The organism is Micromonospora sp. NPDC004540, from assembly GCF_040610095.1.
Lineage (GTDB): Bacteria > Actinomycetota > Actinomycetes > Mycobacteriales > Micromonosporaceae > Micromonospora.
In genome coordinates this window covers 36,096-47,754 of sequence record NZ_JBEXLR010000046.1, presented here as the reverse complement: position 1 = coordinate 47,754, position 11,659 = coordinate 36,096, and the positions used below count along the sequence as shown (strand labels likewise).

The window sequence follows — 11,659 nt, the reverse complement described above, 5'->3', positions numbered from 1 at the left end:
CGTCGCGCCCGCGGAAGGTAACCGGTTCTCGCCGGGGCGGCGGCGGGCCGGGTCGGGCCGGGGCGGCGGCGGGCCGGGTCTGGCCGGGGCTTCGCAGGCGCGTCGGTGCCGCCGAGTAGCGGCGCAGGGCCGCCGGGCGCGGGTGGCGTGTGGCGTCACGCCGGCGGAAGCGGACGGGATGCGAATGGCGGGCCGGTCAGGCCGGCGGGACGAGCAGGGTGTGGAGCGCCGCCGGGTCGGCGACCTCGGGCAGGTCGCGGGCGGCGAGCCAGGCGGCCGCGGCGGCGCCGTCGCCGGCGCTGTGCAGCGGGGCGTCCGGCCACCGGCGGGCGAGTTCCGCGCGGACCGCGGCGGCGAGCGGGGTGTCCCCGGTGAGCAGGCCGCCGCCGAGCACCACCGGGTCGGTCGCGCCGGCCGGCCGGATCCGGGAGACGCTCTCGGCCAGCAGTGCCGCCGCCTCCGCGACCAGGGCCACGCCGGTCGGCTCGCCGTCCCGGGCGGCCGTCACGACCAGCGGCGCGAGCCGGGCCAGTTCCACCGGCGGGCGGCGGGTCACCGCCTGCACGACGGCCTCCGCGGTGGCGCGGGGGCGGGCGGCCACCTCGATGGCGCCGGTCAGGTCGGCGAGCACCTGGCGGGCCAGGTCGCTCGGCGCGTCGCCCCGGTCGAGGTCGGCTAGCAGGCGGCGGACCGCCTCCCGGCCCAGCCAGAACCCGGAGCCGGCGTCGCCGAGCAGCCAGCCGTGGCCGTCGGCGGTGCGGTCGAGGCGCAGGTCGCGGACCTGGGCGGCGATCGCGCCGGTGCCGGCGATGAGCACGCTGCCGTCGGGGGCTGCCGTGCCGGAGGCGTAGGCGACCAGGGCGTCGCCGTGCACCGCGTAGGGGCAGCGCAGGCCGGCGTCGGCCCAGGCCCGGTCGAAGGCGTCCCGGCCCCGCGGGTCGGCGAGGAGCCGGCCGGCTCCGGCGAGCCCGATGACGCCGGCGCGGACCCGGGTGGGGTCGACGTCGGCGAGGGCGGCGCGCAGCGCGGCGAGGAGTTCGGCGGCGGCCCGTTCGGCGCCGTGGCTGGTCGGGTTGCCCCCGCCGGCACGGCCGGCGCCGAGGCGTACGCCGTCGAGGCTGAGGGCGACGGCGCGGGTGGACGTACCCCCGACGTCGAGGCCGACCACGGCGGTGTCCGACATCCCTTCATGCTGGTCGGCCACGCTCCGGGGCGCAAGATCCGGGCTGTGCGCCAGGTAACAGTTTGAAAACTTCGCCCACGGCCTTGACACGGAGGGGCCTTCAGTAAGAACTTTTACCACTAACAGTTAACAGTCTTTTCCGAAAGGCGTCCCATGGTTGATCACGAGGTGGACACCGCCGCGGGGACCGCGGTGGTCGACGCCGACGCGGTCGACCGGCGGGGTGCGGTGGCCGTCTCCTCCGACGGCGTGCTGGCCAGGGTCCGGGCCGGGGCGGGGGAGCTGACGGGGGCGTTGCGCCGGGTCGCCGAGCATGTGCTCAGCGATCCGGAGGCGGCGGCCCGGGCCACCATCGTCGAGTTGGCCGAGCGCAGCGGCACCTCGCCGGCGACCATCACCCGGTTCTGCCGGGCCATGGGCTTCGAGGGCTACGCCGACCTGCGGCTCGGCATCGCCGCGGAAACCGGCCGGGCCCGCTCGGCGGGCTGGACGGTCGACATCGGCCGGGAGATCCAGCCCAGCGACCCGCTGTCCCGGGTGCTCGACCAGATCATGGCCGCCGACACCCGGGCCATGCACGACACCGCCGCCCTGCTCGACCTGAGCGAGGTGGAGCGTGCCGCGGTGGCCATCGCCGGGGCCAGCCGGGTGAACATCTTCGGCGCCAGCGGCAGCGCCCTGGTCGGCGAGGAGATGCAGTTCAGCCTGCACCGCATCGGGGTGGCCGCCTGGGCCTGGAGCGACGTGCACGAGGGGCTGGCCAGCGCCGCGCTGCTCGGCATCGGCGACGTCGCGCTCGGCATCTCGCACACGGGGCAGACCCGGGAGACCATCGAGATGCTCGCCGAGGCGGGCAGCCGGGGGGCCACCACGGTCGCGCTGACCGGGTTCCCCCGCTCACCGCTGGCCGAGCTGGCCGACATCGTGCTGGTCACCGCCAGCCAGGCCACCACCTTCCGGCCCGACGCGCTCTCCGCCCGGCACCCCCAGCTCGTCGTGCTCGACCTGCTCTACATCGCGGTGGCGCAGCGCACCCACGACCGCGCCCACGCGGCCTTCCGGCGTACCGCCCAGGCCGTCGACGGGCACAAGGCCGAGAAGGGGGCCACCTCATGATCAGTGCCCAGCGGTACGCGGACGCGGTCCGCCCGGTGCTCGACCGGCTGGTCGACACCCAGGCGGAGGCGGTCGACCGGGCGGCCGACGTGATCGCCGGCGGGCTGCGTGCCGGCGGGGTGCTCCAGGCGTTCGGCGCCGGCCACTCCGAGGCGTTCGCCGCCGAGCTGGTGGCCCGGGCCGGCGGCCTCGTCCCGACCAACCGACTCTCCCTGCACGACCTCGTGCTGCACGGCGACGCGCCCCGCGACATGCTCGCCGACCCCAAGCTGGAACGCGACCCGGCCGTGGCGCACCAGCTCTACGCCCTGGCGGCGCCGCAGCCGGAGGACGTGTTCGTGGTCGCCTCCCAGTCCGGCATCAACGGCTCGGTGGTCGAGCTGGCGACGCTGGTCCGGGAGCACGGCCACCCGTTGATCGCGGTCACCTCGGCCGAGCACACCGCACGGGTCGCCCCGCGGCACCCGTCCGGCCACCGGCTCGCCGACCTCGCCGACGTCGTGCTGGACAACGGCGCGCCGTACGGTGACGCACTGCTGCCGCTCGAGGGCGGCGGCGCGGTCTGTGCGGTCTCGTCGGTCACCGCGGCGCTGCTGGCGCAGCTGCTGACCGCCGAGGTCGTACGACGGTTCCACCAGGCCGGGGAGGTACCCCCTATCTACCTCTCCGCCAACGTCCCCGGTGGGGACGAGCACAACCTCGCCCTCGAGTCGCGGTACGCCGGGCGCCTCCGGCGGACCGCCTGACCCGACACCACAAGGAGAGACAAAGATGTCGGTTACCCCCGAGAACCTCGGCGACCTCAGCCGCCGGACCCTGCTCCAGCGGGCCGCCGCGGCCGGCCTCCTCGCCACCCCGGCGATGGGCCTGCTCAGCGCCTGCGCCGGCAGCGAGCCGGAGAAGTCCGACAACGGCGGCGGGGCCAAGAGCAAGGACAACCCGTTCGGTGTCAAGGACGGCAGCGCCGTCAAGGTGGTCATCTTCAACGGCGGCCTGGGCGACCAGTGGGCCAAGGAAGACAAGGTCATCTTCAGCGCCAAGCACCCGAACGTCACGGTCAACATGTCTTCCACCCAGAAGATCAAGACCGAAGAGCAGCCGAAGATGGCGACGCAGCCGAGCGACCTGATCATGAACTCGGGCGCCGACATCATGGACCGCGCCACGCTGATCAACGAGGGCGCCATCGAGCCGCTCGACGACCTGCTCACCGCGCCCGCCTGGGACAGCGAGGGCACGGTCGCCGACTCGCTGCTGCCGGGCACCGTCTCCGACGGCACGCAGAACGGCAAGTTCTACGTGGTGAACGTCGCCTTCACCGTCTGGGGCAACTGGTACAACGCGGCCCTGTTCAAGAAGGAGGGTTGGCAGGCGCCGACCACCTGGGACGAGTTCTTCGCCCTGGCCCCGAAGATCAAGGCCAAGGGCATGGCGCCGTACGTGCACGACGCGGTGCACGGCTACTACCCCCGCTGGGCGCTCCTGGCCAGCATCTGGAAGGCCGCCGGCAAGCAGGCCGCCATCGACATCGACAACCTCAAGGAGAACGCCTGGAAGGCCGACGGCATCCTCAAGGCGCTCGAGCCGTGGGAGAAGCTGGTCAAGGACAAGCTGCTCCTGCCGGGCAAGCTCGACCACACCCAGTCGCAGCAGGCCTGGCTCGACGGCAAGGCGGCGTTCATCCAGGTCGGCACCTGGCTGAAGAACGAGATGGCCTCCACCATCCCGCCGGGCTTCGAGCTGACCCTGTCGGACTACTGGAGCCACGCCGACGACAAGGCGGCCAAGGACGTCTTCGCCTCCTCGGGTGAGGGCTTCGTGGTGCCGAGCAAGGCCCCGAACAAGGAGGCCGCGAAGGAGCTCCTGCGGGCGATCCTGTCCAAGGCGGGCTCGGCGAAGTTCGCCGAGCTGACCAAGTCCCTGGCCTCCACCAAGGGCTCCGGCGACAACGTGCAGGACTCCGCGCTCTCCAGCGCGAACGCCCTGATGAAGGGCGGGACCTCGGACCTCATCTCGTTCCGGTTCCCGGACTTCTACGCCGACCTGGCCAAGGAGAGCGAGAACCTGTCCGAGGAGCTGATGGCCGGACGGCTCACCGCGCAGCAGTTCATCGACAAGATGCAGGCGGCCGCGGACAAGGTCGCCAAGGACTCGTCGATCAAGAAGCAGACCCGCACCGCCTGATCCGACGGAGAGAGTGAGTCCAATGCGGCACGGAGTCGCGCGTTTCGTCACGGGCTTCCTGGCCCTGCCCGTCGCGCTGTACCTGTTCTACGTGGTGTGGCCGTTCGCGCAGGCGGCGGGATACTCGCTGACCGACTGGGGTGGGTATTCGGACACCCAGAACTTCGTCGGGCTGGACAACTACGTCCGGCTGCTCTCCGACGAGCTGATCCGGAAGGCGTTCTGGCACAACGTTTTCTTCCTGGTCACCGTGCCGCTGTTCACCATCGCGCTGGCCCTGTTCCTCGCGTTCCTGCTCAACGTGGGCGGACGCGAGGACAGGGCCGGCATCCGCGGGGTGTTCGGCTCCGCCCTCTACAAGGTCATCTTCTTCTTCCCGCAGGTGCTGTCGCTGGTGGTCATCGCCGTCATGTGGCAGCAGATCTACCGGACCGACCAGCAGGGCCTGATCAACGGCCTGCTCATCAAGATCGGGCTGGTCGACGCGGACAACCCGATTGCCTTCACCGCCGACCCGGAGCCGTTCCTCGGCATCCCCGCGGTGCTCTGGTGGCTGCTGCTCATCGCGGTGTGGAGCGGCGCCGGCTTCTACATGGTGCTGTTCTCCGCGGCCATGCAGTCGATCCCGAAGGACATCTACGAGGCGGCAATCCTCGACGGAGCGGGCCGGTTCCACACGTTCTTCCGGGTCACCCTGCCGCTGCTCCGGGACACCATCTCGGTCGCCTGGGTCTACCTCGGCTTCATCGCCCTGGACATGTACGCCCTGGTCTTCGTTATGACCCCGAGCCAGGGCGGCCCGAACCACGCCAGCGAGATCTTCGCCTCGGTGATCCAGTTCAACGCGTTCCAGAAGGGCCAGTTCGGCTACGCCTGCGCCATCGCCGTGGCGCTGGCCATCTTCACCATCCTGCTGGCCGCCGTCCAGCTGAGGATCACCCGTCGTGACCGGATCGAGTTCTGAGGAGGCCTGGACGATGAGCACGGTGACCCACACCTCCGACCAGAGACGACCCGATTCGGCGCCGGCCGGTCCCGCGGCGGGCCGACGGGCGGGAGCCGCCAACAGCATGGGCGGCCGGATCTTCAACGGCTTCTCACACCTGTTCCTCGCGGTCTGGGCGATCATGGTGGTCTACCCGCTGCTCTGGGTGGTGATGTCCGCACTCAAGACCGACTCCGAGGTGATCCGCGAGCCGCTCTCGCTGATCCCGAAGTCGCTGCAGTGGGACAACTTCGCCCGGGCCTGGACGGCCGGGATCGACAGCTTCTTCCTGAACACGCTGCTCGTGCTCGTCTTCAGCGTGACCCTGACGATGCTGCTGGGCTCGATGGCGGCGTACGCGCTGGCCCGCTACGAGTTCCGGGGCAACCGGCTCATCTACTGGATGTTCCTGTCGGGGCTGACTCTGCCCGTCTACCTCGCCGCGGTGCCACTGTTCAAGGGCGTCTACAACATGAACGTGGTGTTCCCGCTGCTCGGCCCGAACAAGCACGTCACGCTGATTCTGGTCTATGTGGCCTGGTCGCTGTCGTTCACCGTCTTCTTCATGCACTCGTTCTTCCGGACGCTGCCCGACACGATCGCCGAGGCGGCCCAGGTCGACGGGGCCTCGCACACCCGGACCTTCTTCAGCGTCATGCTGCCGATGGCCAAGCCCGGCCTGATCAGCATCGGCATCTTCAACGTGCTCGGCCAGTGGAACCAGTGGTACCTGCCGACCCTGCTCATGCAGTCGGTGGCCGGTGAGCCGAAGCACCAGGTGATCGCCCAGGGGCTGATCGAGCTGTCGGTCAACCAGGGCTACAAGTCCGACTGGTCCGGCCTCTTCGCCGGGGTCACCATGGCGATGCTGCCGGTGCTGATCGTGTACATCGTGTTCCAGCGGCAGGTGCAGTCCGGCCTCACGGCCGGCGTCGGCAAGTAACTCCCGCGACCCGCTGCCCGGTCCCTGCGACATGTGTCGGAGGGGCCGGGCAGAATCGCGTCCGTGCTGGTGGCGGTGGAGTCGGACGAGCGGGGCGGGGGAGTGCTGCAACCGCTCGACGACGGTGGGCGCCCGGCCGGCCCGGCCGAGCCGGTGGCCGACCTGGCCGCCGCGGTGGCCGCCCGGGAGGCCGCCGACCGGCCCCGCTGGGTCTGGGCCGGCGGCGCCACCCTCTACCCGGCGCTGCTGCGCGCCGGCGTCCGGCTCGACCGGTGCCACGACGTCGAGTTGACCGAGGCGCTGCTGCTCGGCCACGCCGGCCGCTGGGGCGAGCCGCGCTCGCTCGCCGCGGCCTGGGCCCGGCTCACCGGGTCGCCGGTTCCGCCGGACCCGGCGCCCCGCCAGCCGGAGCCGCCCGGCCACGGCCAGGGTGCGCTCTTCGACCCGCCGTCCGGCCCGCCCGGTCCGGGCATCAGGGCGTTGACCAGGGTGTACGCCGACCAGCTCGCCCGGATCGCGAGGACCGAACACCCCGGCCGGTTCCGGCTGCTGGTGGCCGCCGAGTCGGCCGGCGCGCTGATCGCCGCCGAGATGGGCGCGGCCGGCCTGCCCTGGCGCGCCGACGTGCACGACGCGATCCTGGCCGACCTGCTCGGCGAGGCGTCCCCGGTCGGCGGGCCGCCCCGCCGGCTGGCCGAGCTGGCCGCCCGGATCGCCGAGGCGTTCGGCGTCCGCCAGCTGCACGCGGACTCCCCGGCCGAGCTGCTCAAGGCGTTCGCCCGGGCCGGCGTGGAGCTGCCGAACACCCGGGCCTGGGTGCTGCGCGGGGTGGAGCACCCGGCCGTGCCGCTGGTGCTGGAATACAAGGAGCTCTACCGGATCTGGACGGCGCACGGCTGGGCCTGGCGGGACGCCTGGGTCTCCGGCGGCCGCTTCCACCCGGAGTACGTGCCCGGCGGCGTGGTCTCCGGCCGGTGGGCCACCCGGGGCGGCGGGGCGTTGCAGATCCCCAAGGTGATCCGGCGGGCCGTGGTGGCCGACCCGGGCTGGACCTTCGTGGTGGCCGACGCGGGCCAGCTCGAACCGCGGGTGCTCGCCGCGGTCTCCGGCGACGAGCGGCTGGCCGCCGCCGGTGGCGCCGGTGACCTCTACGCCGCGCTGGCCCGGGACGCCTTCGCCGGTGACCGGGCCCGGGCCAAGGTGGCCCTGCTCGGCGCCATGTACGGGCAGACCGGCGGCGCGGCGGTGCCGGCCCTGGCGGTGCTCAGGAAGAACTACCCGACCGCGTTCGGCCACGTCGAGGCGGCGGCCCGCACCGGCGAGGCGGGCGGGCTGGTCCGGTCCTGGCTGGGGCGCACCTGCCCGCCCGGGTCGGCCGGCTTCGGCGACGCCGACGAGGCGGTGGTCGACGCCGAAGCGGACCCGCAGAGCCCGCGCGCCCGGGCGGCCCGCTCGCGCGGGCGGTTCACCCGCAACTTCGTCATCCAGGCGACCGCCGCCGAGTGGGCCTCCACGCTGCTGGCCACGCTCCGCACCGAGCTGGCCGGCACCCGGTCCGAGCTGGTCTTCTTCCAGCACGACGAGGTGATCGTGCACTGCCCGGCCGAGGCGGCCGAGGCGGTCGCCGCGGCGGTCACCGGGGCCGGGGAGCGGGCCACCCGGCTGCTCTTCGGCGAGACGCCGGTCCGCTTCCCGCTCGACCTGTCCGTCGTGGACTGCTACGCCGACGCGGCATAGCCACGCAATTTTCCCTTTTGCCCCGCTACCCGCTCCCGGGCACGCTCGTTGGGCCCGGTGTGCGTACGACGGGACGGACCGGGCGCGGCTGCCTCCGGTCCGTCCCCCAGGTCGAGGGGGCACCGCTGAACCGGATCGCAGGAATGATCATCGCCGCCGGTGGGGGCCGCCGGATCGGCGGACCCGAGGCGCTGCTGCACCAGGGGAAGAAGGCCCTGGTGCGCCAGATGATCGACACGCTGGCCGAGGCGGGTTGCGTGGAGGTCGTGGTCGTGCTGGGCGCGGCGGCGGACCAGGTGCGGCAGACCACCGACCTGACCGCGGCCACCGTGGTGGTCAACCGGGCCTGGGGGACCGGGGTCGGCTCCTCGATCCGGGCCGGGCTGGCCGCGCTGACCGACGAGACCATCGAGGCCGTGGTCGTGGTGCCGGTGGACATGCCCGGGCTCACCGCCACGGCGGTCCGCCGGGTCGCCGCCCTGCCGTACCCGGACGTGCTGGTCTGCGCCACCTACGACGGGCTGCGCGGCTACCCGATGCTCTTCGGCCGCCGGCACTGGTCCGGCATCGCCACCCTGGCCAGCGCCGACGTCGGCGCCCGGCCCTACCTGCTGGCGCACAAGGACCAGATCGTCGACATCGCCTGCGACACGGTGGCCGACGGCAGCCGGATCGACAGCCCGGAACTGATGGCGCTCTACGGCCTGAGCATCCCGGAGCAGCGGGTCGGCGTCTGAGGTGGACTGAGTACCCGTACGGATGCGGCGGGCCGGTGGCGCGGCCAGACTCGCAGCCATGCGTCGACTCGCCCTCGCCCTGCTGTGCCTGGCCGCGCTCCTGAGCTGCGCCACACCCGGCCGCGTGCCCGCGCCGGGCGACGGACCCGCGCCGAGCGACGGACGCGCGCCGGGCGACTCCACCGAGGGCACCACCTGGGGCACCTACCAGGCCGACGTGACGGCGGTACGCCTCAGCGACGACCCGCGCTCGCTGGTGCTGACCGTGGCGCTGCTCGCCGACGCCGACGGATGCTCGCGGAATCCGCGGATCACCTACTTCGTCGAGGAGAACAACCGCATCTTCGCCAACGTGGTGCAGGACTCGCGCCTGTCGGGGGTGGTCGGGGCCTGCCCGACCCACACGCCGGGCGAGGTGAGGCTGACCGCGCCGGGGCCGATCGCCGGCCGCCTCGTCGTGCTCAACCAGGAGCCGTGGAAGCGCGAGGGCGCGGAGTACCACCGCTGCGATCCGACGTTCGGCTGTGACCCGATGCCCGCGGACCACTGCGACCCGGCCTGGATCAGCGTCACCGTCCGGGGCATGGACGTGTCCCGCCACTCCGTCGGCTCGCCCGAGGGCTGCGACGGCACCTGGCTGGTCATGACGGTGCCGTTCGATCCGGTGCCGTGCGGCGCCGAGGCGAGGCCGGGCTGCGAGCCGTCGGTCAACGTGCGCCGCTATTTCCTGCGCTGGGCCGGCGAGCGCGGCTGGGCCACGATCGCCAGTTCGACGGAGGCCGGCTGCGGACGGGTCCACACCGTGGAGCCGGCCTTCCCGAGGAAGCTGTGCGCCGACCTGCCCAAGCCGTGACCGTCGGCGAAGCCGCTCGTCGCCGCTGCTTCGCGCTGTCGTAGCGCCGGGTGCCAGGATGCGGGTATGGCGTATGACGAGGACCTCGCGGACCGGGTCCGGGAACTGGTCGGGCACGAGCTCGGCCTGCGCGCACGATGCCGATCTCGCCCGGTGGGTCGACCGCGGCGTCGGCTACGCCGGGCCCTGCCGGCGAAGTAGGGCGGTGCCCAGGGCCCGCCCGGCGGATCCCGCCGGACAGGCCCTGGTCCCGACGAGGGATCAGCGCTTGAGCGTGAAGGTGAAGTCGCCGGAGAGCCGGCCGGTCAGCCGGACCGCCGAAACGACCTTCCCCTCCGCGATCAGCCTCTCGACCTCCGCCCGCGAAAGCCCGCAACCTTCGGCGATCAGTCGCACCGGCCGGACGGGAATCCGCGCCGCGAAGCGGACCGCGACGTCGATCACCTCGGCGTCCAGGTGATCCCCTCCGCGGGTGTCGAGGCGCCAGGCGCCGTCCCAGTCGAGGGCGATGCGGTTACGGCGCTGCACGACCGGATCCTGGAGCAGTTCGGCTGTCAGGCCCGGGTCGTTGTCATGGAGCCGGTCCAGCAGCTCGGGGCGTATGGAGCGGACATTCGTGCGCTCCAGGAGCGTGAGCTTCGCCGTGTCCCCGCACCCGGTGCAGAGTGCGAGGAGCCAGGCGTCGAGGAGCTTGTGGTTGGCGTTGACGCGGAATTTGCCGCTCGCCCGGAAGCGGTCGGACGCGCACGCGTGGCAACGGCGGATGACGAGCGGCAGGCAGGTGGGTACGACCACCCAATTGATGAGCACAGAAATACACCGATTTCAGTGAGAAGTCCGCAGCAAAAGGAAGCGCGGCGCAACTGCGCGACGCGCGACGAATCAGCGCTCGGGAGGTCTCACAGGGTGTACAACGGCACATCCTTTGCCTGGACGATCTGGCTCGGCAGCACGGTAACGGCGCACAACGGCGCTGTTCCACCGGTTTTCCGGCGCCTCACCGCGAGGCTGCGTCCAGAAAGGACCTAGGGTCGGCCGCCGGGCGGCCGTTCGAGACCGAGCCGGTCGGCCAGCTCGCCCACCATCGCCGCCAGTGCCGGGGGAGCCGGCCGCCGGGTGACCAGGAAGAGGGTGAAGCGGCCCGGCACCGGCGCCGTCGAGACCTCCTCGTCCGGGCCGGCGTAGACGCGCGCGAGCCCGCCCGGCAGGACGACCGGGCAGCGCAGGAGCCGGCCCGTGCGTACCGCGGTCTCGGCGGTGGCCACCCGCTTCGGGCGGCCGCCGAGTTCGGAGAGCCGCCGGTGGAGGGCCTCGGCGGACACGTCGTAGGTGTGCGTGACGACGTCGAGGCCGGCGAAGGGTCGGCGTCCGCCACCGAGTCGTACCCCGGGCGGGGTGAGCACGGCCAGCTGGTCGCCGGCCACCGGCGCCGCGGTGACCGTGGCAGGCAGCCGCATCTGGTTGGCGATCGTGACGAAGGCGGCGTCCAACGAGCCCTCGCCCACCCACTCGACCAAGCGGTCGCCGTGGTCGAGGACCTGGTGCACGGTGGCGTCCCGGAGCAGCTCCGCGAGCGCGGGGAACAGCCACGCGGCCAGGCTCGGGAAGGTGCCCACGCTGAGGACCCGGCCGCGCGCGGCCGCGCGGGTCCGGTCGAAGATGCCCTCCAGGTGGTCCAGCACATGGGCCGCCTCGGCGGCCAGCGCCCGGCCGGCGGGGGTGGGGCGGGCGCCGGTGGTGTCGCGGTCGAACAGCCGCTCGCCGATCCGCCGCTCCAGCGCCGCCAGCCGGTTGCTGGCGGCGGGCTGGCTGATCCGCAGTTCCCGGCCGGCCGCGCCGAGGGAACCATGGCGCAGCAGCGCCTCGACGAGGCGCAGGTCCTCGACCGAGGGCAGGGAGCTCATAGGCACAGATTATGAGC

11 protein-coding genes are annotated in these 11,659 nt (G+C 72.8%); 8 read left to right on the top strand and 3 right to left on the bottom strand.

What is annotated here, in order from left to right:
* Positions 1–196: 196 nt before the first annotated feature.
* A complete protein-coding gene (locus tag ABZV78_RS17295; protein ID WP_355639612.1) occupies positions 197–1,183 on the bottom strand; it encodes a BadF/BadG/BcrA/BcrD ATPase family protein in 987 nt (328 codons plus the stop codon).
* A gap of 153 nt (positions 1,184–1,336) precedes the next feature.
* Here ABZV78_RS17295 and ABZV78_RS17290 point away from each other — a divergent pair, with 153 nt between their 5' ends.
* From ABZV78_RS17290 to ABZV78_RS17255, 8 genes are all read left to right on the top strand, one after another.
* On the top strand, positions 1,337–2,299 hold the full coding sequence (locus ABZV78_RS17290) for a MurR/RpiR family transcriptional regulator (protein WP_355639610.1): 963 nt from the start codon (positions 1,337–1,339) through the stop codon (positions 2,297–2,299).
* On the top strand, positions 2,296–3,045 hold the full coding sequence (locus ABZV78_RS17285) for an SIS domain-containing protein (protein WP_355639608.1): 750 nt from the start codon (positions 2,296–2,298) through the stop codon (positions 3,043–3,045). The genes ABZV78_RS17290 and ABZV78_RS17285 overlap by 4 nt, the downstream gene beginning before the upstream one ends.
* A gap of 25 nt (positions 3,046–3,070) precedes the next feature.
* On the top strand, positions 3,071–4,483 hold the full coding sequence (ngcE, locus tag ABZV78_RS17280; protein WP_355639606.1) for an N-acetylglucosamine/diacetylchitobiose ABC transporter substrate-binding protein: 1,413 nt from the start codon (positions 3,071–3,073) through the stop codon (positions 4,481–4,483).
* Positions 4,484–4,505: 22 nt separating this feature from the next.
* The gene (locus tag ABZV78_RS17275) at positions 4,506–5,447 is read left to right on the top strand and encodes a sugar ABC transporter permease (RefSeq protein WP_355639605.1); all 942 of its coding nucleotides are present in this window, start codon (positions 4,506–4,508) and stop codon (positions 5,445–5,447) included.
* Between the two features lie 106 nt (positions 5,448–5,553).
* Complete coding sequence (locus tag ABZV78_RS17270; RefSeq protein WP_355639618.1) at positions 5,554–6,411, top strand: carbohydrate ABC transporter permease; 858 nt, start codon at positions 5,554–5,556, stop codon at positions 6,409–6,411.
* A gap of 33 nt (positions 6,412–6,444) precedes the next feature.
* Positions 6,445–8,148, top strand: a complete 1,704-nt coding sequence (locus ABZV78_RS17265; protein WP_355639603.1) for a bifunctional 3'-5' exonuclease/DNA polymerase — start codon at positions 6,445–6,447, stop codon at positions 8,146–8,148.
* A gap of 143 nt (positions 8,149–8,291) precedes the next feature.
* A complete protein-coding gene (locus ABZV78_RS17260) occupies positions 8,292–8,885 on the top strand; it encodes an NTP transferase domain-containing protein (protein ID WP_355639601.1) in 594 nt (197 codons plus the stop codon).
* A 58-nt stretch (positions 8,886–8,943) separates the two neighbouring features.
* Entirely contained in the window at positions 8,944–9,738 is a 795-nt protein-coding gene (locus ABZV78_RS17255) for a hypothetical protein (RefSeq protein ID WP_355639599.1), read from the top strand.
* Between the two features lie 261 nt (positions 9,739–9,999).
* Here the strand turns inward: ABZV78_RS17255 and ABZV78_RS17250 are convergent, their stop codons facing one another.
* Together ABZV78_RS17250 and ABZV78_RS17245 are read right to left on the bottom strand one after the other, a co-directional pair.
* A complete protein-coding gene (locus ABZV78_RS17250) occupies positions 10,000–10,533 on the bottom strand; it encodes a DUF1062 domain-containing protein (protein ID WP_355639597.1) in 534 nt (177 codons plus the stop codon).
* 230 nt (positions 10,534–10,763) lie between these two features.
* The gene (locus ABZV78_RS17245) at positions 10,764–11,642 is read right to left on the bottom strand and encodes a LysR family transcriptional regulator (RefSeq protein ID WP_355639595.1); all 879 of its coding nucleotides are present in this window, start codon (positions 11,640–11,642) and stop codon (positions 10,764–10,766) included.
* Positions 11,643–11,659 lie beyond the last annotated feature (17 nt).

What these genes read in the sequence shown, in the direction of transcription:
- ABZV78_RS17290 (WP_355639610.1), top strand. Translation starts at nt 1,337, where the DNA reads ATGGTTGATCACGAGGTGGACACCGCCGCGGGGACCGCGGTGGTCGAC.
- ABZV78_RS17255 (WP_355639599.1), top strand. Translation starts at nt 8,944, where the DNA reads ATGCGTCGACTCGCCCTCGCCCTGCTGTGCCTGGCCGCGCTCCTGAGC.
- ABZV78_RS17245 (WP_355639595.1), bottom strand. Translation starts at nt 11,642, where the DNA reads ATGAGCTCCCTGCCCTCGGTCGAGGACCTGCGCCTCGTCGAGGCGCTG.
- ABZV78_RS17285 (WP_355639608.1), top strand. Translation starts at nt 2,296, where the DNA reads ATGATCAGTGCCCAGCGGTACGCGGACGCGGTCCGCCCGGTGCTCGAC.
- ABZV78_RS17275 (WP_355639605.1), top strand. Translation starts at nt 4,506, where the DNA reads ATGCGGCACGGAGTCGCGCGTTTCGTCACGGGCTTCCTGGCCCTGCCC.
- ABZV78_RS17260 (WP_355639601.1), top strand. Translation starts at nt 8,292, where the DNA reads ATGATCATCGCCGCCGGTGGGGGCCGCCGGATCGGCGGACCCGAGGCG.
- ABZV78_RS17270 (WP_355639618.1), top strand. Translation starts at nt 5,554, where the DNA reads ATGGGCGGCCGGATCTTCAACGGCTTCTCACACCTGTTCCTCGCGGTC.
- ABZV78_RS17295 (WP_355639612.1), bottom strand. Translation starts at nt 1,183, where the DNA reads ATGTCGGACACCGCCGTGGTCGGCCTCGACGTCGGGGGTACGTCCACC.
- ngcE (WP_355639606.1), top strand. Translation starts at nt 3,071, where the DNA reads ATGTCGGTTACCCCCGAGAACCTCGGCGACCTCAGCCGCCGGACCCTG.